Here is a 20,641-nt window from a genome sequence, read left to right as displayed (position 1 = left end):
CTCGTGCCCCTTCGGCGGCACGGAAGGGGGCCTGTCCGGTCTGTGCGCGAGAGCTCGCGCGCCTCATCCGCAGGAGTCCCCCGCCGGGACGACGGTCAGCGTCGGACCGCTACGGCTGTGGTACTCGAACGGTCCGCGCGTCCACACCGTCACGAAGCCGTCGAGTCGACCGCCTGCGGGGGGTGACTCCACGGTGGTCACCAGGCTCCACTGCTCACCCTGCGCGACCAGCAGCCCGTCGGCGTCGATGCGCGTGTAGCCCGCGAGCTCGGCGGCGGAGACGCTTGCTCCCACCGCGCCGTCGCCGTCGCGGTCGAGCCGTTTGGCCCACAGCCCCTCCCCCCGTTCCAGGGCACCGTCACGCGCCGGCGCGACGGACTCCACCCGGAGCGGGAGGCGTCCGTCGTTGGTCAGCAGCGCCGCACCGACGAGGAGCGGCCCATCGCTGGCGCGCGGGATGCACACCGCGTTGCCCGCGGGCAGTACCAGACCGGACCCGAGCCACGCCCGAGCCCCCACGGCGGCCACGGCCGCCGTGACGATCAGGACGCCGACGACGAGGACGCGGCGACGCCGCACCGGCGTGCGTACCGCGGAGTCCTGGGCGAGCGTCATGGACCGAAGGCTCCCATCCGCGGGCCTCGACGGCGAGGTCCGTGAGGGTGACGGTCCCCCGTCAGGAGACCGCCGCCTCCACCGCCGCGACGAGCTCGTCCACGTCGGCCTCGGTGGTGTCGAACGAGCACATGAGCCGGACCTCGCCCGTGGCGACGTCCCAGTCGTAGAACCGCCACCTGCGGCGCAACGAGTCGGCAACACCTGTCGGGAAGACGACGAACACGCCGTTCGCCTCGGTCGGGCGCGTGACGTGGACACCCGGCAGGTGCTCGATGCCCCTGCGCAGCCGGCTCGCCATGGCGTTCGCGTGCGCCGCCGACCGCCGCCACAGGTCACCCTCGTACAGGGCGATGAGCTGGGCGGAGACGAACCGCATCTTCGAGGACAGCTGCATGTCGAGCTTGCGCAGGTACGTCAGGCCGCCGTCCGACCCCGGGGTCAGCACGACGACCGCCTCGCCGAACAGCAGGCCGTTCTTGGTCCCACCGAGCGACACGACGTCGACACCGACGTCGGTGGTGAAGGCGCGCAGCGGCAGGCCCAGCGCCGCGGCGGCGTTCGAGATGCGGGCGCCGTCGAGGTGCAGCCGCAGTCCGAGCGCGTGGGCCTGGTCGGCGAGGGCGCGGATCTCGTCGGGCGTGTAGAGCGTGCCCAGCTCGGTGCTCTGCGTGATCGACACGACGCCCGGTTGTGCGCGGTGCTCGTCGCCGAACCCCCACGCCTGCGTGGCCACGAGGTCGGGGGTGAGCTTGCCGTCCGGGGTGGGCACCGTCAGGAGCTTGAGGGCACCGACCCGCTCGGGAGCGCCGCCCTCGTCGGTGTGGATGTGGGCCGTCTCGGCGCAGATCACGGCACCCCACCGAGGCAGGAGCGACTGCAGCGAGAGCACGTTCGCGCCGGTGCCGTTGAACACCGGGAAGACGGTGGCCGTCGGCCCGAAGTGCTGCTGGACCACCGACTGGAGGTGGGCCGTGTAGACGTCCTCGCCGTACGCGGTCTGGTGGCCTCCGTTCGCCTCCGCGACCGCGGCGAGGATCTCGGGGTGCGTCCCGGCGTAGTTGTCGGAGGCGAAGTCGCGGCGGTCGGCATCGTGCAGTCGGGTCACGGGGACAAGTGTGCCCTGGGCGTCCCCGTGGGGCATGATCCGAGCAGCTCGCAGAGTGGTCGATGAGGAGGTGGCGGGTGAAGCCCGACGTGGACCCGGACGACGGTCGGACCGAGTCGGCCAACGAGCGGGCCGACCGCAACTGGAACGAGCCTGCAGGAGCTGCGGGTCTCCCAGACGGGGACCCAGATCCTCACCGGCTTCCTGCTCACCATCCCGTTCCAGCAGCGCTTCGCGACCCTGGACACCTACCAGCGCAACCTCTACCTGGTGCTGGTGATCCTGGCCGTGCTCGCGACGGCCCTGCTGCTGACCCCCGTGAGCATGCACCGCGTGCTCTTCCGTCGACGTCTCAAGCCTCGGCTCGTGGCCGCCGGGAACGTCTTCGCCAGGACCGGCCTGTTCGTGCTGGCGCTCGTCCTGGCCGGAGGCGCGATGCTCCTGTTCGACGTGGTGCTCGGACGCACGGCCGGCCGGCTCATCGGCGTGGGGGCCATCGTCCTGCTGAGTGCCTGCTGGTGGGCGCTGCCCGAGTTCATCGGACGTCGGACCGCCCGCTAGCTGCGGGCCTCGGCCGCCCGGCAGGCCGCGCAGGTCCCGACGAGCTCGATGGTGTGCTCGACGTCGTCGAACCCGTTCGCGGCCCCGACCTGGGCGGCCCAGGCCTCGGCCTGACCCGCCTCGATCTCGACCGTGCGCCCGCACGAGCGGCACACCAGGTGGTGGTGGTGGCTGCGCTGCTCGCACAGGCGGTAGACCGACTCGCCCTCCTCGGTCCGCAGCACGTCGACGTCACCGTGCTCGGACAGGCTCTGCACGGCCCGGTACACGGTGGCCAGACCGACGCTCGAGCCCCGGGAGCGCAGGATCTCGTGCAGCTCGCTGCGCGCTGCGGAACTCGTCGACGTCCTCGAGCAGGTCGAGGATCTCGGCGCGCTGCCGCGTCTGGCGCGGGACGACCACCATCACGAGCCACCTTCCTGAGAGTCGTTCCCAAGATCATACGAGGCCGGGCCCCCGATCCGTGCGGATCGGGGGCCCGGCCTGATGTGCTGCGGTGCTGCGTCAGCCCTGCACGGCGCGCTTGAGGGCGCTGCCTGCGGTGAGCTTCACGCGGAAGCCCGCGGGGATCTCGAGCTTCTCACCGGTCTGCGGGTTGATACCGGTCCGGGCACCACGCTCGGCGCGGGCGACGGCGAGGAAACCGGGGATCGTGACGGCCTCGCCCTTGGCGAGGTTCTCGACCACGACCTCCTGGAAGGCCTTGAGGGCCTTGTCGGCGTCCGTGTTGGTGAGGCCCGCCTTGGCGGCGAGGGCCTGGACGAGCTCGGTGCGGTTCACGCTCACTGGATGTGCTCCTTGTTCACTCGGGAATGCGGGCCCAGGTGCGGGCCGAGGTGTTCCCGGGCACGCAGAAGAGATCAAGGCCCGGGGCGACCGGCTGACACTAACCCGTGAAGGGCCAACAAGCCGATCTGGGGCGTCTCGTGTCACCTGTGTGAGCGAGCCAACAGCTCCTCGAGCGGCCACGTCGTGATGATGCGCGCCGGGTCGAGATCGTGCTGCGCGGCCCGCTCGCAGCCCGCCGGGAGCCAGTCGAGCTGGCCGGGCGCGTGGGCGTCCGTGTCGATCGAGAACAGGCAGCCGGCCTCGATCGCGACGTCCAGCAGCTCGTGCGGCGGGTCCAGCCGGTCGGGTCGGCAGTTGATCTCCACGGCCACTCCGTGCTCGGCGCAGGCGTCGAACACGCGGCGGGCGTCGAACTCGCTCTGCGGGCGGCTCTTGCCCTTGATCTGCCTGCCCGTGCAGTGTCCGAGGACGTCCGTGCGCGGGTTGCGCACGGCAGCGAGCATCCGCTCGGTCATCGGGCCGCGGTCCATGCGCAGCTTGGAGTGCACCGACGCGACGACGACGTCCAGCCGGTCGAGCAGGTCCGGCTCCTGGTCGAGGCCGCCGTCGTCCAGGATGTCCACCTCGATGCCGGTGAGCACGCGGAACGGCCCGACCACGCGGTTCAGGGCAGCGACCTGCTCGAGCTGGGCGCGCAGCCGCGGGGCGGACAGCCCGTTGGCCACCGTGAGACGCGGCGAGTGGTCGGTGATCGCCAGGTAGTCGTGCCCGAGCTCCATCGCGGCCAGCACCATCTCCTGGATGGGCGTGGACCCGTCGCTCGCCTCGGTGTGGGCGTGCAGGTCCCCGCGGAGCGCGGCCCGCAGGAGGGCCGCTGCCGGGTCCAGCGTCGACGACGCGTACTCCTCCTCGAGCGTGTCGAGGTACTCGACCGGCTTGCCCCGCAGCACGTGCGCGACGACGTCCGCGGTGCGAGCGCCGACCGACGGCAGCGTGGCCAGCGCGCCCGTGGTCTCCAGCACGCCCAGCCGCCCGGGGTCCTGCCTCTCGACGCTCACGGCCGCCTTGCGGAAGGCCTCGCTGCGGTAGGCGCTGGCCTGCGCCCGCTCGAGCAGGAACGCGATCCGGCGCAGCGCGGCGACGGCGTCCGCCTGCCGGTCGGACGCCGAGCGGTCGGCCGGGCTCACGATGCCTTGGTCTTGCTCTTCTTCGGGGCCTCGGCCGCCTCGTCCTTCGACGGCTCCTCGCCGCGCGCGCTCCGGGCCTTCTCGACGCTGCGCTGCAGGGCCGCGAGCAGGTCGACCACGTCGCCGCCGCCGTCACCGGAGGTCTCCTCGCCCGGCGGAACCGGGACGGACTGGGTGTCCCCGGAGGAGACCTTGGCCGCGATCATCGCCTCCAGCGCTCCCGCGTAGCGGTCCTCGTACTGGTTCGGGTCGAAGTCCGCGGCCAGCGAGTCGACCAGCGACGACGCCATCGCAAGCTCCTGCGGCCGGACCGTGACCTCGTCGTCCAGGACGGGGAAGTCGACCGCGCGGATCTCGTCGGGCCACAGGAGCGTCTGCATGACGATGACCTTGTCGCGCACCCGCAGGATCGCCATCGACTCGCGCTGCCGCAGCGCCACCTTGACCACGGCGACACGGTCGGCCTGCTCGAGGGCGCCGCGCAGCAGCGCGTACGGCTTCGCAGCGGCCTTCTCTGGCTCCAGGTAGTACGTCTTCTGCAGCAGGATCGGGTCCACCTGGTCCACCGGGACGAACTCGAGAACCTCGATCTCGCGCTCGGTGGACAGGGGCAGCGAGCGGAAGTCCTCGTCGGTCAGGACGACCAGCTCGCCGTCCTCGGTCTCGTAGCCCTTGGCGATGTCCGACATCTCGACCGGCTCGCCGTCGATGCTGCAGAACTTGCGGTACCGGATGCGGCCGCCGTCCTCGCGGTGCACCTGGTGCAGGGTCACCTCGTGCTCCCCGGTCGCCGAGTACAGCCGCACGGGCACGTTGACCAGCCCGAAGGCGACCGAGCCCTTCCAGATCGCTCGCATGGTGAAGGTGTCCGTCCCGTGAGGTTCCATCGCGCAGCTGCTCGCTCCACAGGCGCGCCTGCTACCAGGCAGGATGGACCCGTGGAGCCCATGCTCGCCACCCCCGCGACCGGTCCGACGGAAGCTTCCGCGCGGGTCGCAGTGGTCGTTCGAGGTCAAGTGGGACGGGGTCCGGGCCCTCGCCGACACCACGTCCGGCGACCTGCGGCTGTGGAGCCGGCAGGAGCGCGAGATCACGCCCGCCTACCCGGAGCTCGCCGGCCTGGCGGCGCTGGACGACATGATCCTCGACGGCGAGATCGTGCTGCTGGCCGACGGCATCCCCTCGTTCACCGCCCTCGCGGAGCGCATGCACGTGCGCGACGTCCGCCGGGCGGCAGCCCTGGCCGCCCGTCAGCCGGTGACGTTCATGGTGTTCGACGTCCCGCGGGCAGACGGCGCGGACCTCACCCGTTCGTCCTACGACGAGCGCCGAGCGATCCTCGAACGGCTCGCCCTTCCCGAGAACGTCCAGCTTCTCCCCCGTCTACGAGGACGGTCAGGACCTCTGGGGCGTCACCGAGCAGCTCGGGCTCGAGGGCGTCGTGGCCAAGCGGCGCTCGTCGACCTACCAGCCGGGTCGCCGTTCCGACGACTGGGTCAAGGCGCCGCACCGCCGGACGCGCGCCGCGCTCGTCTGCGGCTGGCGCCCCGAGACCACCGGGTCGGGGCGCCTCGGCGCGGTGCTGTTCGGCGCCCGCGACACCGACGGCAGGCTGCGGTTCCTCGGCCGCGCGGGCAGCGGGCTCAGCGGTCCGAGGGCTGCGCGCATGCGGGAAGCTCTCGAGGGGCACGAGCGGGCCGACTCGCCGTTCGACGAGGAGATCCCGCTCGTGGATGCGCGTGGGACCCGCTGGGTCGACCCGGTGGTGGTCGTCGACACGCTGTACCTGGCCCGCAACCCCACGGGCCGACTGCGCCAGCCGGTGGTCCGTGGCGTGCGCACCGACACCGACGCGGACCCCTGGGAGCAGCCGTGACGCCCGAGCGGCAGATGGTCGACGTGGACGGGCGCGCGGTGCGCGTGAGCCACCTCGAGAAGGTCATGTACCCCGCCACCGGGATGACGAAGGCCGAGGTCATGAGCTACTCGGTCGGCATCGCGCCCGCGCTGCTGGCCCAGCTCGAGGACCGACCCGTCACGCGCATCCGCTGGCCCGACGGCGTGGACGGCGAGAAGTTCTTCGAGAAGAACACACCCCGCGGCGCGCCCGCGTGGGTCCGTCGGCAGAAGATCAGGGCCGCGCCGGGTAGCGACGACGAGGGCGCGGTGCTGGAGCTTCCCGTTCCTGGACGACCTGGCAGGACTCGTCTGGGCCGCCAACCAGGGCGCGCTCGAGCTGCACACGCCGCAGTGGCGGGTGGGCCCCCGCGGTGGCGTGCACAAGCCCGACCGGCTCGTCGTCGACCTCGACCCGGGTCCCCCGGCCGGGCTCGACGCCTGCGCCACGGTCGCGCACCTCGTCGCCGACCGGCTCCGCGCGGACGGTCTCGACGTGATCGTGCCCGTGACCTCGGGCAGCAAGGGCATGCAGCTCTACGCGCCGCTGCCCGGGACGCAGACGGTCATGGAGGTGCGGCAGTACGCCCACGACATCGCCTACGAGATCGCCGCCGCCCGCCCGGAAGCTGTGGTCGCCATCATGAAGAAGGACCTGCGGGGCGGGAAGGTGCTCATCGACTGGTCGCAGAACCACCCGAGCAAGACCACGATCACGCCGTACTCGTTGCGCGGGCGCGAGATGCCGCACGCCGCGGCGCCGCGGTGGTGGGACGAGATCGGACCGGGGCTCGCCCAGCTGACGCCCGACGAGGTGGTGGCACGGTACGCCGAGCGCGGTGACCCCTTCTCGGATGGCGGGCGGTGAGCGCCTGGGGCAACGTAGCGGCACCAAACCGGTCGAAGGAGATCACCATGGCGCTGCCCAAGTACACCGTCCCGTCGCTCACGCCCCAGCAGGGGGCCGACGTCGCCGCCGTCCTGCAGGGCCGGCTCGACGCCCTCAACGACCTGGCGCTCACGCTCAAGCACATCCACTGGAACGTGGTGGGCCCGCACTTCATCGCCGTGCACGAGATGCTCGACCCCCAGGTCGACGCCGTGCGACTGATGGTCGATGCCATCGCCGAGCGCATCGCGACGCTGGGGGTCGCCCCGGTCGGGACGCCGGGCGCGCTCGTCGAGAACCGCACCTGGGACGACTACTCGATCGGCCGCGACAGCGCGATCGCGCACCTCGGCGCGCTGGACGTCGTCTATGTCGGGGTCATCACCGCGCACCGGCAGGCTGCCGCCGACACCGAGGAGAGCGACCCGGTCACCAACGACCTGCTCATCGGGCACCTGCACGGGCTCGAGCTCTTCCACTGGTTCGTGCGCGCGCACCTCGAGTCGGTGGGTGGCGCTCTGACCACGGGCGCGTCCACGACCGAGAAGGCCTCGGCGAAGAAAGCCGGCGTGAAGGACGACGCATGACAGCTGCCGGCACACGCAGCGCTCGACCACACCTGGCGGCGCGCGTCGAGAGCGCGATCGACCGCAGGGTCGAGGCCCGGCTGCGTACGCGCGGCTGGACCGTTCGGGTCGAGCCGTACGCCAGCTACGGCGGCCCCGGATGGATGCGCGTGATGGCCCGCGCCCTGCTCGCCGCCCCGATCGTGCGCGCCGCCGACCTGCCCGGTGCGGGCCGCAACGCGCAGGTGGGCGCGCCGGCCGCGCCGGCGCTGCGCGGCTGGCGCAGCTTCGCGACCGCCCAGGTGTCCGGTGCCGTGCTCCAGGTCCAGGTGGGCGGCCGGGTCCACTACGTCACGACCGACCGCGGCGGCTACATCGACGTGGTGCTGACGGCGGACCTGGAGCCCGGGTGGCACGACGTGGAGATCCTGACGCAGGACGGCGCGGCGGCCACGGCGCCCGTGCACGTGATCGGGCCCGACGCCCGCTTCGGGATCGTCAGCGACATCGACGACACGGTGATGGTCACGCGCCTGCCCCGCCCGCTGGTCGCGGCGTGGAACGTGTTCATGCGGCACGAGAACGCCCGCGAGCCGGTCCAGGGCATGTCGTCCCTGTACGCCGAGTCCTCCTGGACGGGGACCACCGGCTTCCCGTGGTCTACCTGTCGACCAGCGCCTGGAACGCGGCGCCGACGGTCGGCCGGTTCCTGCGTCAGTACCGCTTCCCGGCCGGTCCCATGCTGATGACGGACTGGGGGCCCACCAACAGCGGGTGGTTCCGCAGCGGCCCGACCCACAAGATCACGCAGCTGCGACGGCTCATGCGCGAGCTTCCCGCACGTGCAGTGGGTGCTCGTGGGCGACGACGGCCAGCGCGACCCGCAGATCTATGCCGGCGCCGCCCAGCACCACCCGGACCACGTGCGCGCGATCCTGATCCGGCAGCTCACGTTCACGGAGCACGTCCTGGCGCACGGCGTGCCCGCGCCCACCACCGACTCGCTGCGAGCCGAGCTTAGAGCCCACCGCGACGGCATCCCGGTGATCCAGGGTCCCGACGGAGCCTCTCGCGCGACAGCTGAGGGCGCGCGGGATCCGGCTGCGCTGAGCGGTGGCGCGGCTCAGAGCCGTTCGGGGTCGTCCCACTCGTCGCTGCTGGCGATCGCCTCGTCGTCGGCCACCAGCTCCACCTCGTGCAGCGACCGCGGCGCGCGCGACGCATTCCCGCCCGAGCGCGCGTCGGCGGCGTCGAGGTCGGCCTGCGACTGCAGGTGGTCCGCGAGGTGCTCGGCGGACGGGTCGGAGGTCAGGTCCCGGTCGCGGCTCATGCTTCGGTTCTACCGCGCGCCGGTCGCCGATGCACGCACCGACCGCCGATCGGTCCGAAGTGTGACCTAGGCCCGCGACCAAGATCACAGGCTGCGGACGTGGAGGTATCTCGACGTCAACATACGATCGAAGACGTGCCGGAACGCGAAGAGACAGTGGATGTCGTGCTCGTCGGCGGCGGGATCATGAGCGCCACGCTGGCCGCCCTGATCACGACGCTGGAGCCCACCTGGACGGTCGAGATCCACGAGGTCCGGTCCGGTCTGGCCCAGGAGAGCACGAACGCCTGGAACAACGCGGGCACCGGCCATGCGGCCCTCTGCGAGCTCAACTACACGCCCGAGCGTGCCGACGGATCGATCGACATCAGCAAGGCCGTGGCGATCAACGAGCAGTTCGAGCTTCTCCCGCGAGCTGTGGAACCACCTGGCCACCGCGAACCGCCTGCCGGGCGGCGACGGCTTCCTGTCCAGCACCCCACACATGACGTTCGTGCGCGGCGAGGCGAACGCCGACTACCTGCGCCGCCGCTACGAGACCCTGCGCAAGCACCCGCTCTTCGACGACCTCGAGTTCAGCACGGACCCCGCGCAGATCGCGCGGTGGGCGCCGCTGCTCACCCTCGGCCGGTCGGACGACGAGGTGATCGCGGCGACGCGCTCGGCAGCCGGGACGGACGTCGACTTCGGTCGCCTCACGAACGCGATGGTGGCCGACGCCGTCGCCCGCGGGGCTCGTCTGCACCTGGAGAGCGAGGTCACCCGGCTCGCGCAGCGTCGCGACGGCTCGTGGAAGCTGCGCATCAAGGACCGCCGCTGGAACGGGCACGTGCGCAGCCGCAAGGTGCGCGCCAGGTTCGTGTTCATCGGCGCGGGCGGTGGTGCGCTGCGACTGCTGCAGCGCTCCGGAATCCCGGAGGCCAAGGGCTTCGGCGGCTTCCCGATCAGCGGGCAGTTCCTGCGCACCACCAACCCGTCGATCGTCGCCGCCCACCAGGCGAAGGTGTACGGCAAGGCCGACGTGGGGGCTCCCCCGATGTCGGTGCCGCACCTCGACGCCCGGGTCGTCGACGGCGGTTCAGCTCTGATGTTCGGGCCGTACGCCGGCTGGAGCATGAAGTTCTTGAAGAACGGCTCCTGGACGGACCTGCTGCGCTCTGTGCGTCCCGGCAACATCGTCCCGATGCTCGCCGTCGGGCTCAAGAACCTCGACCTGGTGAAGTACCTGGTGGGCGAGGTCACGGCGAACGACACGGACCGTCTGCGGACGCTGCGCGCCTTCATGCCGAGCGCGCACCCGCGCGACTGGGAGCTCATCACCGCCGGTCAGCGTGTCCAGGTGATCAAGCGGGACAAGAAGCTGGGCGGGGTGCTCGAGTTCGGTACCGAGCTCGTGACGTCGGCCGACGGCTCGATCGCCGGGCTGCTCGGCGCGTCCCCCGGCGCGTCGACGGCCGTCGCGACGATGCTCGACCTGCTGGAGCGCTGCTTCCCCGAGCGCTCGGCGCAGTGGCAGCCCCGGCTGCGCGCCATGATGCCGAGCCTCGGCGGCGGCGAGTGGGACGAGTCGTTCGAGCTTCACCAGCTCGTGGACGAGGTCCACAGCGAACGATAGGCGCCCAGTGCGGCACCATGGGGACGTGCCAGACCACACCCCTGAGGCCGTCAGCGCCGAGATGCGGCACGCCAAGCTGCGTGCCGCCACCGAGCACACCACCGTCGGTCAGGTGGTCACAACGGACGACGGCCGCGTCACCATCGACTGCGCCTGCGGGATGGTGCTCAGCAACGGGCCGACATGGTCGCTCGACGAGCACATCCGGCTGCACCGGGCCGAGGCGCGCTTCCTGGCGCTGGCCGCCGTCGCGCCGACCGGGATCCCGAGGCTCGTGGACTGGCCCCTGCGCTAGACGTGGGCGAGGTCGTCGTCGTCCTCGTGCTCGTGGGGCAGTCCCAGCTCGTGCGCCCGTTCGTGCGCCTCGCGGGCCGCGATCCGCGCCTGCACGTCCGCGCGGCGCAGGGGCGGCACGGTGGTCGGCGGCTGGCGGCGCTCGGGCAGCTCGTCGAGCAGCCGAGCCGTGATCGCGGCGATCTCGGCGACGGCGGCCTCGAACGGGTCGCGGGTGTTGTCGCTGAGCGTCTGGACTCCCGTCACCTTGCGCACGTACTGGCGCGCCGCGGCGGTGATCTCCTCGGAGGTAGCGGGCGGCTCGAGGCCGCGGAGCGTGGTGATGTTCCGGCACATGGTCCCGACGCTACGCGGCGACGGCCCGTGCCTCCAGGGCGAGCAGGGCCCGCTTGGCGTCCGCTCCCCCGGCGTACTGGCCCGGCGAGCCGTCGGAGCGCACGACGCGGTGGCAGGGCAGGACGAGCGGCAGGGGGTTGAGCGCGCACGCCGTGCCGACCGCGCGCACCGCCCGCGGGCTGCCCGCCCGGGATGCCATGTCGGCATAGTCGCGGTCCGGCCGTAGGCGATCTCGGGCAGGTGCTCGACCACGACGCGGCGGAACCCGTGCAGCAGGCGCAGGTCGAGCGGCACGTCGAACCCGGTGCGCCGGCCGGCGAAGTACTCGTCGAGCTCGCGTGCGACGTCGTCGAGTCGACCGGGTGCCTCCAGGACACGCGGGCTGATCCCGTCGGAGAGGGTCTGCAGGACCGCGTCGTGGTCCTGCACGTCGAAGGCGACGCGGACGACGCCGACCTCGGTGCGGGCCAGGAGCAGCGAACCGACCGGGCTGTCGACGGTGCGGTAGGCGATGTCGACGTCCGACCCCGCGCGCGCCTCCAGCGTGGCGTGCAGCCTCGCCAGGTCGTCCGGGTCGATCGCGCTCAGCAGGCCGCTCGGCGTCTCGTTCCTCATCGTCGTCCTCCGTCGTCGATACCGGGGTAGGTCCTGCGCAGGGTCGCGATCCCGTCGGCGCCCGCCCGACGCGCGGCTGCCGCGGTCCCGCCGAGCAGCCCGGCGACGTCGTCGTAGGGCAGCCCACCGAGGTGGTGGTAGGCGACGACGTGCCGCTGCTTGTCGGGCAGCGCCGCCAGCGCGGACCAGAGGTCGAGATCACGGCCACCGGGCTCGACCGGTCGGTCCGGGACGTCCGCGACCGGGACCGCCTGGCGCGCCGCTCGCCGGACCACGTCGATCGCCTTGCGGTGCGCGATCGTCACCAGCCAGGCCTCGACGTTCGCGTCCGCGGGCAGGTCCGGGTACGCGCGCAGGGCGGCCAGGAACGTCTCCGACCAGGCGTCGTCGGCGTCGGCCGGCCCGACGACGGCTCGGCAGACGCGCAGCACGGTGGCCCCGTGCGCGACCACCACCCGCTCGAAGGGTTGTTTCACGTTCACAGTGTGCAGACGCGTGGCGCCCCCGCGGTGTGAGGTCCGACTTTAGGGTGGTGCTCGTGACGAACCTCGAGGTCCGACCGGTGCCCGAGCTGTGCGACCTGGTGCCCACCACGGGGCCGGTGGTCGAGCTGCACCCGTCCCGGGACGTGCCGCTCGGCGGCGTGCGCGCGATGAGGGTCCGTCGGACGCTGCCGCAGCGCGGCCTGCCGCTGGTCGGGGCGTGGTGCTTCCTCGACGAGTTCGGGCCGCAGCACGTGGACATGCGCGTGCTCCCCCATCCGCACACCGGTCTGCAGACCGTCACGTGGCCGGTCGCGGGCGAGATCCTGCACCGCGACAGCGTCGGCTCCGAGGCGGTGGTCCGGCCCGGGCAGCTCAACCTCATGACCGCCGGCCGCGGCGTGGCGCACTCGGAGTTCTCGCTCGGCTCGGAGCCCCTGCTCCACGCGGCGCAGCTGTGGGTCGCGCTGCCGGAGGGCGCGGCCGAGGGTGCCGCCGCGTTCGAGCAGGTGAGCGACCTGCCGGTCTGGGAGACGACGGGCGTCCGCGCGACGGTCTTCATCGGGCAGCTCGACGGGCTCGTCTCACCGGCGCATGTGCACACCCCGCTCCTGGGCACCGAGGTGACGGTCGACGCCGGCGCGTCGGCGGACGTGCCCCTGGTCCCGGGGTTCGAGCACGCGATCCTCGTCCTGGACGGGTCGCTCGAGGTCGCCGGCACGCCGCACGCACCGAGCGGGCTGCTCTACCTGGGCGACGGCAGGTCCTCCGTCCACCTGCGCTCCCGCGACGGCGCCCGTCTGCTGCTGCTCGGCGGCGTACCGTTCGAGCACGACCTGGTCATGTGGTGGAACTTCGTCGGCCGCAACCACGCCGACATCGCCCAGGCACGAGCGGACTGGGAGTCCCCGGACCGGGCGGACCGGTTCGGCGTCGTGGCCGGTCACGGGGACGCCCGGATCCCGGCCCCCGAGCTGCCCAACATCCGCCTGCAGCCCCGCCGCCGTCAGCCGCCGAAGGGACTCCCCGAGTGACCGAGCTGCCCGTCCGCTCCCGCGTCGTCGCCGCCGCCCTCGCCGACGCCGGAGTCACCGGACAGGTGCGCGAGCTGCCCGACTCCGCACGCACCGCACCGGAGGCCGCGGCCGCCCTCGGTGTCGAGGTCGGCGCGATCGCGAACAGCCTCGTCTTCTGGGCGGACGACGCACCGCTGCTCGTGCTCACCAGCGGCCGCCACCGGGTGGACACCACGGCGCTGGCGACGCTCCTCGGCAGGTCCGTGATCGCGCGGGCCACCCCTGACCAGGTGCGGGCCGCCACCGGTCAGGCGATCGGCGGGGTCGCTCCCGTCGGCCATCCGGCCCCGGTCGAGACGGTCGTCGACGTGGCGCTCGCCGACCACGCGATCGTCTGGGCCGCGGGCGGCACCCCGCACACGATCTTCCCGACGACGTTCGACGAGCTCGTCCTGATCACGGGCGGTCGCCCGCTCGTCGTCGGAGACTGAGGACAGATCCCGCTTCTGCGCACACACTGGACCATTCGACGAGAGGGAGCTTCGTGGAGCAGGTGCAACGCCAGCCCGTCCTGCTGACCGTGGACGACGACCCGGTGGTGTCCCGTTCGGTGGCGCGCGACCTGCGGCGGCACTACGGCGAGCACTTCCGGGTGGTGCGCGCCGAGTCCGGCGCGGCCGCCCTGGACGCCCTGCGCGAGCTCAACTTCCGGGGCGACCAGGTCGCGCTGTTCCTGGCCGACCACCGGATGCCGGACATGAACGGGCTCGAGTTCCTCGAGCAGGCGATGGACCTGTTCCCGGCGGCCCGCCGCATCCTGCTCACCGCCTACGCCGACACCGACGTCGCGATCGACGCGGTGAACGTGATCGACCTCGACCACTACCTGCTCAAGCCGTGGGACCCGCCGGAGGAGAAGTTCTACCCGGTGATCGACGCGCAGCTGAAGGCGTGGAAGTCGTCGCCGCGCAAGGGCGTCGCCGAGACCAAGGTGGTCGGGCACCGCTGGTCGGCGCGGTCGTCCGAGGTCCGCGAGTTCCTGGCCCGCAACCAGGTGGCCTACCGGTGGTACGCCTCCGACGAGCCGGAGGGCCGACGGCTCCTGGAGGCGGCGGGCGCCGACGGGCTCGACCTGCCGCTGGTCATCACGACCGAGGCGAAGGCGCTCGTCGCGCCCAGCGACGCCGAGCTCGCGGCCGAGGTCGGGTTGACCGTGACGCCGGCCGAGCAGTTCTACGACCTCGTGGTCATCGGCGGCGGACCGGCCGGGCTCAGCGCGGCCCTGTACGGCGCCTCCGAGGGCCTGCGCACCGCGCTGGTCGAGCGGGCGGCCACGGGCGGCCAGGCGGGCCAGAGCTCACGCATCGAGAACTACCTGGGCTTCCCCGACGGCGTCTCGGGTGCGCAGCTACCGACCGGGCGCGTCGGCAGGCCCTGAAGTTCGGGGCCGAGATCGTCCTGACGCAGGACGCGGTCGGACTCGAGGTCAACGGCGCCGCCAGGTCCGTGCGGTTCGCGGACGGCAGCTCGGTCGACGCGCACACGGTGATCCTGGCCAGCGGCGTCGCCTACCGGGAGCTCGACGGTCCGGGGATCGGGGCGCTGACCGGGCGGGGCGTCTACTACGGCTCGGCCCTGACCGAGGCGACGGCGTGCACCGACCAGGACATCTACATCGTCGGCGGTGCGAACTCGGCGGGTCAGGCCGCCATGTACCTGTCCGCGCACGCCCGCACGGTGACGCTCGTCGTGCGCGCCGCGTCGCTGGTGCAGTCGATGTCGCACTACCTGATCGAGCAGGTGGAGCGGAATCCGCGCATCCACGTGCGCACGCAGACCGAGGTCGTCGAGGCGATCGGCGACGACCACCTGGAACAGCTCGTGCTCCGCGACATCGCGACCGGGAACAAGGAGACGGTCTCGACAGGTTGGCTCTTCGTGTTCATCGGCGCGGCACCGCTCACCACGTGGCTCGAGGGCGTCGTCAACCGGGACTCGCACGGCTTCGTCTGCGCGGGCCACGATCTGCTTGTCGACGGGCAGACCCCGGAGTCGTGGCCGCTCGACCGGCCGCCCTACCACCTGGAGACGAGCGTCCCCGGGGTGTTCGCGGCCGGCGACGTGCGCGCCGAGTCCGCCAAGCGGGTCGCCAGCGCCGTCGGCGAGGGCGCCATGGCCGTCATGCTGGTCCACCGTTATCTGGAGCAGCTGTGACGACGACCTTCCATCTGGACCTGGAGAAGCCGTGACCACCATCGACGAACCGGCGACGACGACGCGCAAGCACCTCGCGTGCGACATCGACGAGCTGCGCAACCTCTTCCTGTTCGAACGCCTCAGCGCCGACCAGCTGCTCTGGCTGTGCGGGCGCGGGCACGTCGAGTTCATCGACCCGGGCGTCCTGTACCGGGAGGGCGACACCGCCACGGACTTCTACGTCCTGCTGGACGGCTCCCTGGCGATGTACCGCCGGGTGGGCGCCGACGACATCGAGGTGTCCCGCACCGACCAGGTCGGCGTGTACGCGGGAGCTCTGGGCGGCCTACCTGGGTGACCGCGTGCCTCAGGTCTACTCCCAGACGCTGAGGGTGCTCGAACCGTCGCGGTACTACGTGCTCAGCGCGCAGGACTTCGCCAGCTTCATGAACGACTGGTTCCCGATGGCGGTGCACCTGCTCGAGGGTCTGTTCTTCGGGCAGCAGAGTCGCAGCAGGTCATCGGCCAGCGCGAGCGGCTGCAGGCGCTCGGGTCGCTGTCGGCGGGCCTCACGCACGAGCTGAACAACCCGGCCGCGGCCGCCACCAGGGCCACCGCCACGCTCCGCGAACGCGTCGCGGGGATGCGCCACAAGCTCGCGCTCATCGCCGACGGCCCGTACGACCGCGCCCAGCTGGCCCAGATCATCCGGCTGCAGGAGAAGGCGGTCGACGCGTACGCAGCCACCCGCGCCGCGGGCCTGACGCCGACGGCGATGCAGGTCTCCGACCTGGAGGACGCGCTCGGCGACTGGATGGACGACCACGAGATCGCAGGGGGCTGGGAGCTGGCCGAGAGCTTCGTGACCGCGGGGCTCGGCACCGACTGGCTCGACATGGTGGCGTCCTGCGTCGGCGACGAGGTGCTCGAGGGCGCGGTGCGCTGGCTGGCGTACACGCTGGAGACCGAGTCCCTGATGTCCGAGGTCGAGGACGCGACGACGCGCATCTCGGCGCTCGTCGGCGCCGCGAAGCAGTACTCGCAGATCGGTCGCGCGCCCGACCAGGTGCTCGACGTGCACGAGCTGCTCGACAGCACCCTGACGATGCTGGACCGCAAGCTCGACGGGATCACGGTGGTGCGTGCCTACGACCGGGACCTGGCGCCCATCCACGTCTTCGGTGCCGAGCTCAACCAGGTGTGGACCAACCTCATCGACAACGCCGCGCAGGCGATGCACGGTGCGGGCACCCTCACGATCACCACCGGTCGGGTGGAGGACTGGCTCGAGGTCGAGATCGCGGACACCGGACCGGGCATCCCCGACGCCGTCGTCGGGCGCATCTTCGAGCCGTTCTTCACCACCAAACCCGTGGGCGCCGGCACCGGGCTCGGGCTCGACATCTCCTGGCGGATCGTCGTCGGGAAGCACCACGGGGACCTGAGTGTCGCCTCCCAGCCGGGCGACACCCGGTTCCGCGTCCGCCTGCCCTACTCCGCGACCGAAGGACCCACCGCATGAGCATCGACCCGGCCGTCCCGCCGAGCGGCACCGGATGTCTCGAGTGCGAGGCGACGGACGGGTGGTGGTTCCATCTGCGCCGGTGCGCGACGTGCGGGCACATCGGGTGCTGCGACACGTCCCCGTCCCAGCACGCGACGGCCCACTTCCGCGCGACCGGCCACCCGGTGATGCGGACGTTCGAGCCGGGCGAGGACTGGTTCTGGGACTACCCCGCCGACGACTACACGGACGGACCACCGCTCGCCGCCCCGGAGCACCGCCCGCTCGAGCAGACCGTGCCGGGACCGGCGGAGCGCGTGCCGGACGACTGGCGCTCGCGCATCCACCGCTGACGCGTCAGGTCGTCGCGGCCGCGAGCGGGGTGTCCGAGCCCGCCACCCGGATCTCGACGCGGCGGATGTGCTCCGTGACCATGCTGGACGACGCCCCGAGCCCGTGCGCCGCGGTGCTGCGGGCCGTCCAGGTGGCCACGACGCTGCGCTGACCCGCGTCGTCCACGAGGACCAGCTCGTACGTGGGCCCGTCGCCGTCGGGCCAGGCGCCCGCGGGATAGGTGCACGACCAGTCGATGCGGGTGCCCCAGCCCTTCTTCTGCAGGGTCAGGTCCGCGGTGACCGCGACGGCGCCGATCGGCTCGAGCTGCAGCGTCGTCGTCACGCCCGCCGTCGGTGGCGGGGTGGTGGGCTGGCGCGTCAGGTACGTGCCGGCCAGACCGCCGACGACCAGCAGCGCGGCGGCCAGAGCGACGAGCGTGGCGATCCGACGGCGCCGGACCCGACGTGCGGACTGCGCGAGCGCCGCCAGCTGGACCACCTCGCCACCGGCGAAGTCGTCGGCGCCGTGCATCGCCTCGTCGGCGGGCACCATCCGCAGCAGGCCGGGCATGCCGGCCAGCTCGCCGACGGCGGCCCGACAGGCGTCGCACGTGCGCAGGTGGTCCTCGTACGCGCGCCGGTCCTCGGGGCTCAGGGCACCGAGCACGAAGGCGGCATCCCAGTCGCGGAACTGGTCGTCGTCCGCGGTCATGACGAGACTCCTCTCTCCTGCAGTGTGAGACGCAGGGCGCGCAGGCCGTAGTGCAGGCGCGACTTCACGGTTCCCTCGGGTATCTGGTGCTCACGGGCCAGCTCGGCGACCGACCGGCCGCCGTAGTAGGCCCCGACGACGACCGCGCGGTGCTCCGGCGACAGCTCGGCGAGCGCGTCGGAGACGAGCCAGGCGTCGAGCACCGCCTGCGACTCGTCGGGCTGCTCGCGGTCGGGAGTCTCGTCGACCGTGCGTTCACGCACGTGCCGGGCGCTGCGGCGGTCGTCGATGACCAGGTTCCGCACCACCGTGTACAGCCACGCGCGCGTCGCGTCCTGCTCCCGGGCGAGCACCTCCGGGTGCTTCCACGCCCGGACCATGGCCTCCTGGACCACGTCCTGCGCGAGCGCGTGGTCCCCGGTGAGCCGCACCACGTACGACTGCAGCGGACGCGCGTAGGCCTGGTGGAGGGCGCGCATCAACGCGTCCGGTTCGTCGCCCACTCGCCCTCCTCCGATCTCCTACCCGGTCAACGGGACCGGAGCGCGCATCGTTCATCTCACGGTGAACCTCACCCGCCCCGGTCTCGTGGTCCCAGGTAAGCCGGCTTCCGCCGGTCACCCGAGCGAGGAGATGCATCGTGCGCAAGACCATCCTGCTATCGATCACGGCAGTGTTCGCCGCCGGCACGCTCGCCGCGTGCGGGAGTTCCAGCGGCGGCAGCAGCGGCGGCGGCGGCTACGGCGGCGGGAGCTCCAGCACCCCCAGCACCGCCGCGTCCGCCCCGGCCGCGTCCGCCCCGGCCGCGGCCGCCGGTACGACGGCCGCCGACCTGTCCACGGCCAACAGCTCGCTCGGCACGATCGTCGTGGACGGCAAGGGGATGACGGCCTACTTCTTCACGAAGGACACCAAGGATTCGGGCAAGAGCGCGTGCACGGGCGACTGCGCCGCCGCCTGGCCCGCGATCGAGTCGATGTCCGCCACCCCGACGGTCGACGGCGTCACCGGGACCGTGGGCACGATCCCGGCGGCCGACGGCGGCAAGCAGATCACGATCGACGGCATGCCGATCTACACGTTCGTCAAGGACATGGCGGCCGGCGACGTCAACGGTCAGGGTTACAGCGGCGTGTGGTGGGTCATCGCTCCCGACGGATCGATGATGGGCGGCTGACTGCTCAGGCGCCCGACTCCACGTTGAGGATGTTCCCGTCCGGGTCGGCGAACCACGCGGACTTCATCGGCCCGGACGTGAGCACCCCGTCGACCCACTCGCCCTCGGGCACGTCGAACGTCTGCAGCTCGATGCCCTTGGCGCGCAGCGTGGCGATCTCGGCGTCGAAGGCGTCGGCGGGGATCTGGAACGAGATGCCCGTGGCCTTGTTGGTCCCGGCGTAGCCGGACGGGTAGACGAGGAACCCGCCGTTCGCCGTGCCGTACATGATGCCCTCGGGGGTCTCGACGTCCCCGTGGGTGAAACCGAGCGTTCCCTCGTAGAACGCAGTTGCCCGGTCGATGTCCGTCACTGCCAGGACGGGGATCGCGGGGTGGGCGGAGAGCATGGTGGCCTCCAGCGCGGGCCAGACGACCATCGGCTGGCCGGCTGATCCGACCGTAGGACCGCGCCCACCCACCGTCAACGGTCACATCCGTGCCGCGCCGCTCGTCATCAGGGCAACAGACGAGAGGATGGCCCGATGAGCGACGACGAGTACCTCGCGCGGCGGTTCGAGGAGAACCGCACCCGGCTGGCGGCCGTGGCCTACCGCATGCTCGGCTCGACGAGCGAGGCGGACGACGCGGTGCAGGACGCGTGGCTGCGCCTGGACCGCGCGGACGCGGACGGGGTGGACAACCTGCCCGGATGGCTCACGACGGTCGTCGCCCGTATCTGCCTGGACCGCCTGCGCAGCCGCAGCTCGCGCCGCGAGGACCCGCTCGACCTGGAGGTCCCCCGTGTCGACGAGCTCGCCGTCGACCCCGCCGAGGAGGCCGTTCTGGCTGACTCCGTCGGGCTCGCCATGCTCGTGGTGCTCGAGCACCTCGCGCCCGCGGAGCGGCTCGCGTTCGTCCTGCACGACATGTTCGCGGTCCCGTTCGACGAGATCGCGCCGATGGTCGGCAGGACCCCCGAGGCCACGCGCCAGCTGGCCAGTCGTGCGCGTCGGCGCGTCCAGGGCGCGCGGGTCGAGACCGACCTGGTCCGTCAGCGTGAGGTCGTCGACGCCTTCCTGACGGCCGCACGCGGCGGCGACTTCGAGGCCCTGCTGGCCACCCTCGACCCGGACGTCGTGCTGCGCGTCGACCCGAAGGTCGCCTCCTTCGGCTTCCTCAAGGACGCCGTCGGGTCCCGCGAGGTCGCGCTGTCGTTCAACGGCGCCGCGCAGACCGCCGAGCTGGCGCTGCTCGGCGGCGCCGTCGGGGCGATGTGGGCGCCCGGCGGCGTCCCCCGCACGGCGTTCGCGTTCACCATCGAGGACGGCGTCATCGTCGCGATCGACCTGACGATGGACCGCGACGTGCTCCGGCGGCTGGACCCGGTGCCGCTCGACTTCTAGGCGGTCGCGGGACCCGCCGGCGCCGTCGGCTCGT

General features: G+C 72.3%; 25 protein-coding genes and 9 pseudogenes. 21 read left to right on the top strand and 13 right to left on the bottom strand.

Going from position 1 to position 20,641, the window contains the following annotated elements; all coding sequences use genetic code 11:
* Positions 1 to 63: 63 nt before the first annotated feature.
* Together AC38ZX_RS10675 and AC38ZX_RS10670 are read right to left on the bottom strand one after the other, a co-directional pair.
* Positions 64 to 615 carry a hypothetical protein gene (locus AC38ZX_RS10675; RefSeq protein WP_491297258.1) on the bottom strand — a complete coding sequence of 184 codons (552 nt, stop codon included), beginning with the start codon at positions 613 to 615 and terminating at the stop codon, positions 64 to 66.
* A 61-nt stretch (positions 616 to 676) separates the two neighbouring features.
* The gene (locus AC38ZX_RS10670) at positions 677 to 1,759 is read right to left on the bottom strand and encodes a threonine aldolase family protein (protein WP_491297257.1); all 1,083 of its coding nucleotides are present in this window, start codon (positions 1,757 to 1,759) and stop codon (positions 677 to 679) included.
* Between the two features lie 117 nt (positions 1,760 to 1,876).
* Between AC38ZX_RS10670 and AC38ZX_RS10665 the strand changes: the two genes are divergently transcribed.
* The gene (locus AC38ZX_RS10665; RefSeq protein WP_491297375.1) at positions 1,877 to 2,284 is read left to right on the top strand and encodes a DUF6328 family protein; all 408 of its coding nucleotides are present in this window, start codon (positions 1,877 to 1,879) and stop codon (positions 2,282 to 2,284) included.
* Here AC38ZX_RS10665 and AC38ZX_RS10660 read toward each other — a convergent pair.
* The 4 genes and pseudogenes from AC38ZX_RS10660 to ku all read right to left on the bottom strand — a co-directional run bounded on the left by AC38ZX_RS10660 (position 2,281) and on the right by ku (position 5,117).
* A pseudogene (locus AC38ZX_RS10660) lies at positions 2,281 to 2,689 on the bottom strand (Fur family transcriptional regulator). The gene AC38ZX_RS10665 and the pseudogene AC38ZX_RS10660 sit on opposite strands and share 4 nt — an antisense overlap.
* Before the next feature lie 99 nt (positions 2,690 to 2,788).
* Positions 2,789 to 3,070 (bottom strand): HU family DNA-binding protein, encoded by a 282-nt coding sequence (locus AC38ZX_RS10655; protein ID WP_426595776.1) that lies wholly within the window; start codon positions 3,068 to 3,070, stop codon positions 2,789 to 2,791.
* A 143-nt stretch (positions 3,071 to 3,213) separates the two neighbouring features.
* Positions 3,214 to 4,260: a PHP domain-containing protein gene (locus AC38ZX_RS10650; protein ID WP_491297255.1), complete on the bottom strand. Its 1,047-nt coding sequence runs from the start codon at positions 4,258 to 4,260 to the stop codon at positions 3,214 to 3,216.
* The gene (ku, locus tag AC38ZX_RS10645; protein ID WP_426595773.1) at positions 4,257 to 5,117 is read right to left on the bottom strand and encodes a non-homologous end joining protein Ku; all 861 of its coding nucleotides are present in this window, start codon (positions 5,115 to 5,117) and stop codon (positions 4,257 to 4,259) included. The genes AC38ZX_RS10650 and ku overlap by 4 nt, the downstream gene beginning before the upstream one ends.
* 73 nt (positions 5,118 to 5,190) lie before the next feature.
* On the opposite strand from ku, the pseudogene AC38ZX_RS10640 reads away from it, so the two are divergent.
* The 8 genes and pseudogenes from AC38ZX_RS10640 to AC38ZX_RS10605 all read left to right on the top strand — a co-directional run.
* A pseudogene (locus tag AC38ZX_RS10640) lies at positions 5,191 to 5,562 on the top strand (ATP-dependent DNA ligase); the annotation flags it as partial.
* A gap of 139 nt (positions 5,563 to 5,701) precedes the next feature.
* Positions 5,702 to 6,136 (top strand): ATP dependent DNA ligase, encoded by a 435-nt coding sequence (locus tag AC38ZX_RS10635; protein ID WP_491297254.1) that lies wholly within the window; start codon positions 5,702 to 5,704, stop codon positions 6,134 to 6,136.
* 14 nt (positions 6,137 to 6,150) lie between these two features.
* Positions 6,151 to 6,348 (top strand): annotated as a pseudogene (ligD, locus tag AC38ZX_RS10630) (non-homologous end-joining DNA ligase LigD); the annotation flags it as partial.
* A 97-nt stretch (positions 6,349 to 6,445) separates the two neighbouring features.
* On the top strand, positions 6,446 to 7,024 hold the full coding sequence (gene ligD / locus AC38ZX_RS10625) for a non-homologous end-joining DNA ligase LigD (protein ID WP_491297373.1): 579 nt from the start codon (positions 6,446 to 6,448) through the stop codon (positions 7,022 to 7,024).
* A gap of 47 nt (positions 7,025 to 7,071) precedes the next feature.
* Positions 7,072 to 7,632, top strand: coding sequence for a Dps family protein (locus AC38ZX_RS10620; protein WP_491297253.1), 561 nt, complete (start codon positions 7,072 to 7,074; stop codon positions 7,630 to 7,632).
* A pseudogene (locus tag AC38ZX_RS10615) lies at positions 7,629 to 8,180 on the top strand (App1 family protein); the annotation flags it as partial. The gene AC38ZX_RS10620 and the pseudogene AC38ZX_RS10615, both read left to right, overlap by 4 nt.
* A pseudogene (locus AC38ZX_RS10610) lies at positions 8,168 to 8,398 on the top strand (phosphatase domain-containing protein); the annotation flags it as partial. The pseudogenes AC38ZX_RS10615 and AC38ZX_RS10610, both read left to right, overlap by 13 nt.
* Positions 8,399 to 8,453: 55 nt before the next feature.
* Positions 8,454 to 8,513: pseudogene (locus tag AC38ZX_RS10605) on the top strand (hypothetical protein); the annotation flags it as partial.
* Between the two features lie 221 nt (positions 8,514 to 8,734).
* Here AC38ZX_RS10605 and AC38ZX_RS10600 read toward each other — a convergent pair.
* A complete protein-coding gene (locus AC38ZX_RS10600) occupies positions 8,735 to 8,941 on the bottom strand; it encodes a hypothetical protein (protein ID WP_426595769.1) in 207 nt (68 codons plus the stop codon).
* A 186-nt stretch (positions 8,942 to 9,127) separates the two neighbouring features.
* Here AC38ZX_RS10600 and mqo point away from each other — a divergent pair.
* Both mqo and AC38ZX_RS10590 read left to right on the top strand, forming a co-directional pair.
* A pseudogene (gene mqo / locus AC38ZX_RS10595) lies at positions 9,128 to 10,556 on the top strand (malate dehydrogenase (quinone)).
* 25 nt (positions 10,557 to 10,581) lie between these two features.
* Complete coding sequence (locus tag AC38ZX_RS10590; protein WP_426595768.1) at positions 10,582 to 10,851, top strand: hypothetical protein; 270 nt, start codon at positions 10,582 to 10,584, stop codon at positions 10,849 to 10,851.
* Here AC38ZX_RS10590 and AC38ZX_RS10585 read toward each other — a convergent pair.
* The 3 genes and pseudogenes from AC38ZX_RS10585 to AC38ZX_RS10575 form a co-directional block, all read right to left on the bottom strand.
* Positions 10,848 to 11,174 (bottom strand): annotated as a pseudogene (locus AC38ZX_RS10585) (DUF2277 domain-containing protein); the annotation flags it as partial. The gene AC38ZX_RS10590 and the pseudogene AC38ZX_RS10585 sit on opposite strands and share 4 nt — an antisense overlap.
* 22 nt (positions 11,175 to 11,196) lie before the next feature.
* Positions 11,197 to 11,801, bottom strand: a pseudogene (locus AC38ZX_RS10580) (methylated-DNA--[protein]-cysteine S-methyltransferase).
* Positions 11,798 to 12,277 (bottom strand): RNA polymerase sigma factor, encoded by a 480-nt coding sequence (locus AC38ZX_RS10575; RefSeq protein ID WP_426595765.1) that lies wholly within the window; start codon positions 12,275 to 12,277, stop codon positions 11,798 to 11,800. Before AC38ZX_RS10575 ends, AC38ZX_RS10580 begins: the two are co-directional and overlap by 4 nt.
* 62 nt (positions 12,278 to 12,339) lie before the next feature.
* Between AC38ZX_RS10575 and AC38ZX_RS10570 the strand changes: the two genes are divergently transcribed.
* From AC38ZX_RS10570 to AC38ZX_RS10535, 8 genes are read left to right on the top strand one after another with little or no spacing between them, the layout of a single operon-like run.
* Positions 12,340 to 13,317, top strand: coding sequence for a pirin family protein (locus AC38ZX_RS10570; RefSeq protein ID WP_491297251.1), 978 nt, complete (start codon positions 12,340 to 12,342; stop codon positions 13,315 to 13,317).
* Positions 13,314 to 13,790, top strand: a complete 477-nt coding sequence (locus tag AC38ZX_RS10565; RefSeq protein ID WP_426595763.1) for a YbaK/EbsC family protein — start codon at positions 13,314 to 13,316, stop codon at positions 13,788 to 13,790. Before AC38ZX_RS10570 ends, AC38ZX_RS10565 begins: the two co-directional genes overlap by 4 nt.
* Before the next feature lie 53 nt (positions 13,791 to 13,843).
* On the top strand, positions 13,844 to 14,737 hold the full coding sequence (locus tag AC38ZX_RS10560; protein ID WP_491297250.1) for an NAD(P)/FAD-dependent oxidoreductase: 894 nt from the start codon (positions 13,844 to 13,846) through the stop codon (positions 14,735 to 14,737).
* A complete protein-coding gene (locus AC38ZX_RS10555) occupies positions 14,734 to 15,513 on the top strand; it encodes an NAD(P)/FAD-dependent oxidoreductase (RefSeq protein WP_491297371.1) in 780 nt (259 codons plus the stop codon). Before AC38ZX_RS10560 ends, AC38ZX_RS10555 begins: the two co-directional genes overlap by 4 nt.
* A 31-nt stretch (positions 15,514 to 15,544) precedes the next feature.
* Positions 15,545 to 15,853 carry a cyclic nucleotide-binding domain-containing protein gene (locus AC38ZX_RS10550; RefSeq protein ID WP_491297249.1) on the top strand — a complete coding sequence of 103 codons (309 nt, stop codon included), beginning with the start codon at positions 15,545 to 15,547 and terminating at the stop codon, positions 15,851 to 15,853.
* Positions 15,854 to 15,857: 4 nt separating this feature from the next.
* Positions 15,858 to 16,079 (top strand): hypothetical protein, encoded by a 222-nt coding sequence (locus AC38ZX_RS10545; protein ID WP_491297248.1) that lies wholly within the window; start codon positions 15,858 to 15,860, stop codon positions 16,077 to 16,079.
* 59 nt (positions 16,080 to 16,138) lie between these two features.
* Entirely contained in the window at positions 16,139 to 17,017 is an 879-nt protein-coding gene (locus AC38ZX_RS10540) for a sensor histidine kinase (protein WP_491297247.1), read from the top strand.
* Positions 17,014 to 17,352, top strand: a complete 339-nt coding sequence (locus AC38ZX_RS10535) for a UBP-type zinc finger domain-containing protein (RefSeq protein WP_491297245.1) — start codon at positions 17,014 to 17,016, stop codon at positions 17,350 to 17,352. Before AC38ZX_RS10540 ends, AC38ZX_RS10535 begins: the two co-directional genes overlap by 4 nt.
* A 4-nt stretch (positions 17,353 to 17,356) precedes the next feature.
* Here the strand turns inward: AC38ZX_RS10535 and AC38ZX_RS10530 are convergent, their stop codons facing one another.
* Both AC38ZX_RS10530 and AC38ZX_RS10525 read right to left on the bottom strand, forming a co-directional pair.
* A complete protein-coding gene (locus AC38ZX_RS10530; RefSeq protein ID WP_491297244.1) occupies positions 17,357 to 18,046 on the bottom strand; it encodes an anti-sigma factor family protein in 690 nt (229 codons plus the stop codon).
* Positions 18,043 to 18,549, bottom strand: a complete 507-nt coding sequence (locus tag AC38ZX_RS10525) for a sigma-70 family RNA polymerase sigma factor (protein WP_426595757.1) — start codon at positions 18,547 to 18,549, stop codon at positions 18,043 to 18,045. The genes AC38ZX_RS10530 and AC38ZX_RS10525 overlap by 4 nt, the downstream gene beginning before the upstream one ends.
* A gap of 137 nt (positions 18,550 to 18,686) precedes the next feature.
* On the opposite strand from AC38ZX_RS10525, the gene AC38ZX_RS10520 reads away from it, so the two are divergent.
* Positions 18,687 to 19,223, top strand: a complete 537-nt coding sequence (locus tag AC38ZX_RS10520) for a COG4315 family predicted lipoprotein (protein ID WP_491297242.1) — start codon at positions 18,687 to 18,689, stop codon at positions 19,221 to 19,223.
* A gap of 4 nt (positions 19,224 to 19,227) precedes the next feature.
* On the opposite strand, the gene AC38ZX_RS10515 is transcribed toward AC38ZX_RS10520, so the two are convergent.
* Positions 19,228 to 19,641 carry a VOC family protein gene (locus AC38ZX_RS10515; RefSeq protein WP_491297241.1) on the bottom strand — a complete coding sequence of 138 codons (414 nt, stop codon included), beginning with the start codon at positions 19,639 to 19,641 and terminating at the stop codon, positions 19,228 to 19,230.
* A 105-nt stretch (positions 19,642 to 19,746) separates the two neighbouring features.
* On the opposite strand from AC38ZX_RS10515, the gene AC38ZX_RS10510 reads away from it, so the two are divergent.
* Positions 19,747 to 20,607, top strand: coding sequence for a sigma-70 family RNA polymerase sigma factor (locus AC38ZX_RS10510; protein WP_491297240.1), 861 nt, complete (start codon positions 19,747 to 19,749; stop codon positions 20,605 to 20,607).
* Positions 20,608 to 20,641 lie beyond the last annotated feature (34 nt).

Source organism: Cellulomonas sp. McL0606 (assembly GCF_058248365.1).
Note: the sequence above shows the minus strand (reverse complement) of the source record. Positions and strands in the feature narration are given on the sequence as shown.

Coding starts and splice junctions, on each gene's coding strand:
- AC38ZX_RS10535 (WP_491297245.1), top strand. CDS start 17,014: ATGAGCATCGACCCGGCCGTCCCGCCGAGCGGCACCGGATGTCTCGAG.
- AC38ZX_RS10540 (WP_491297247.1), top strand. CDS start 16,139: ATGCGCCACAAGCTCGCGCTCATCGCCGACGGCCCGTACGACCGCGCC.
- AC38ZX_RS10530 (WP_491297244.1), bottom strand. CDS start 18,046: ATGACCGCGGACGACGACCAGTTCCGCGACTGGGATGCCGCCTTCGTG.
- AC38ZX_RS10620 (WP_491297253.1), top strand. CDS start 7,072: ATGGCGCTGCCCAAGTACACCGTCCCGTCGCTCACGCCCCAGCAGGGG.
- AC38ZX_RS10515 (WP_491297241.1), bottom strand. CDS start 19,641: ATGGTCGTCTGGCCCGCGCTGGAGGCCACCATGCTCTCCGCCCACCCC.
- AC38ZX_RS10670 (WP_491297257.1), bottom strand. CDS start 1,759: ATGCCCCACGGGGACGCCCAGGGCACACTTGTCCCCGTGACCCGACTG.
- AC38ZX_RS10600 (WP_426595769.1), bottom strand. CDS start 8,941: ATGAGCCGCGACCGGGACCTGACCTCCGACCCGTCCGCCGAGCACCTC.
- AC38ZX_RS10510 (WP_491297240.1), top strand. CDS start 19,747: ATGAGCGACGACGAGTACCTCGCGCGGCGGTTCGAGGAGAACCGCACC.
- ku (WP_426595773.1), bottom strand. CDS start 5,117: ATGCGAGCGATCTGGAAGGGCTCGGTCGCCTTCGGGCTGGTCAACGTG.
- AC38ZX_RS10675 (WP_491297258.1), bottom strand. CDS start 615: ATGACGCTCGCCCAGGACTCCGCGGTACGCACGCCGGTGCGGCGTCGC.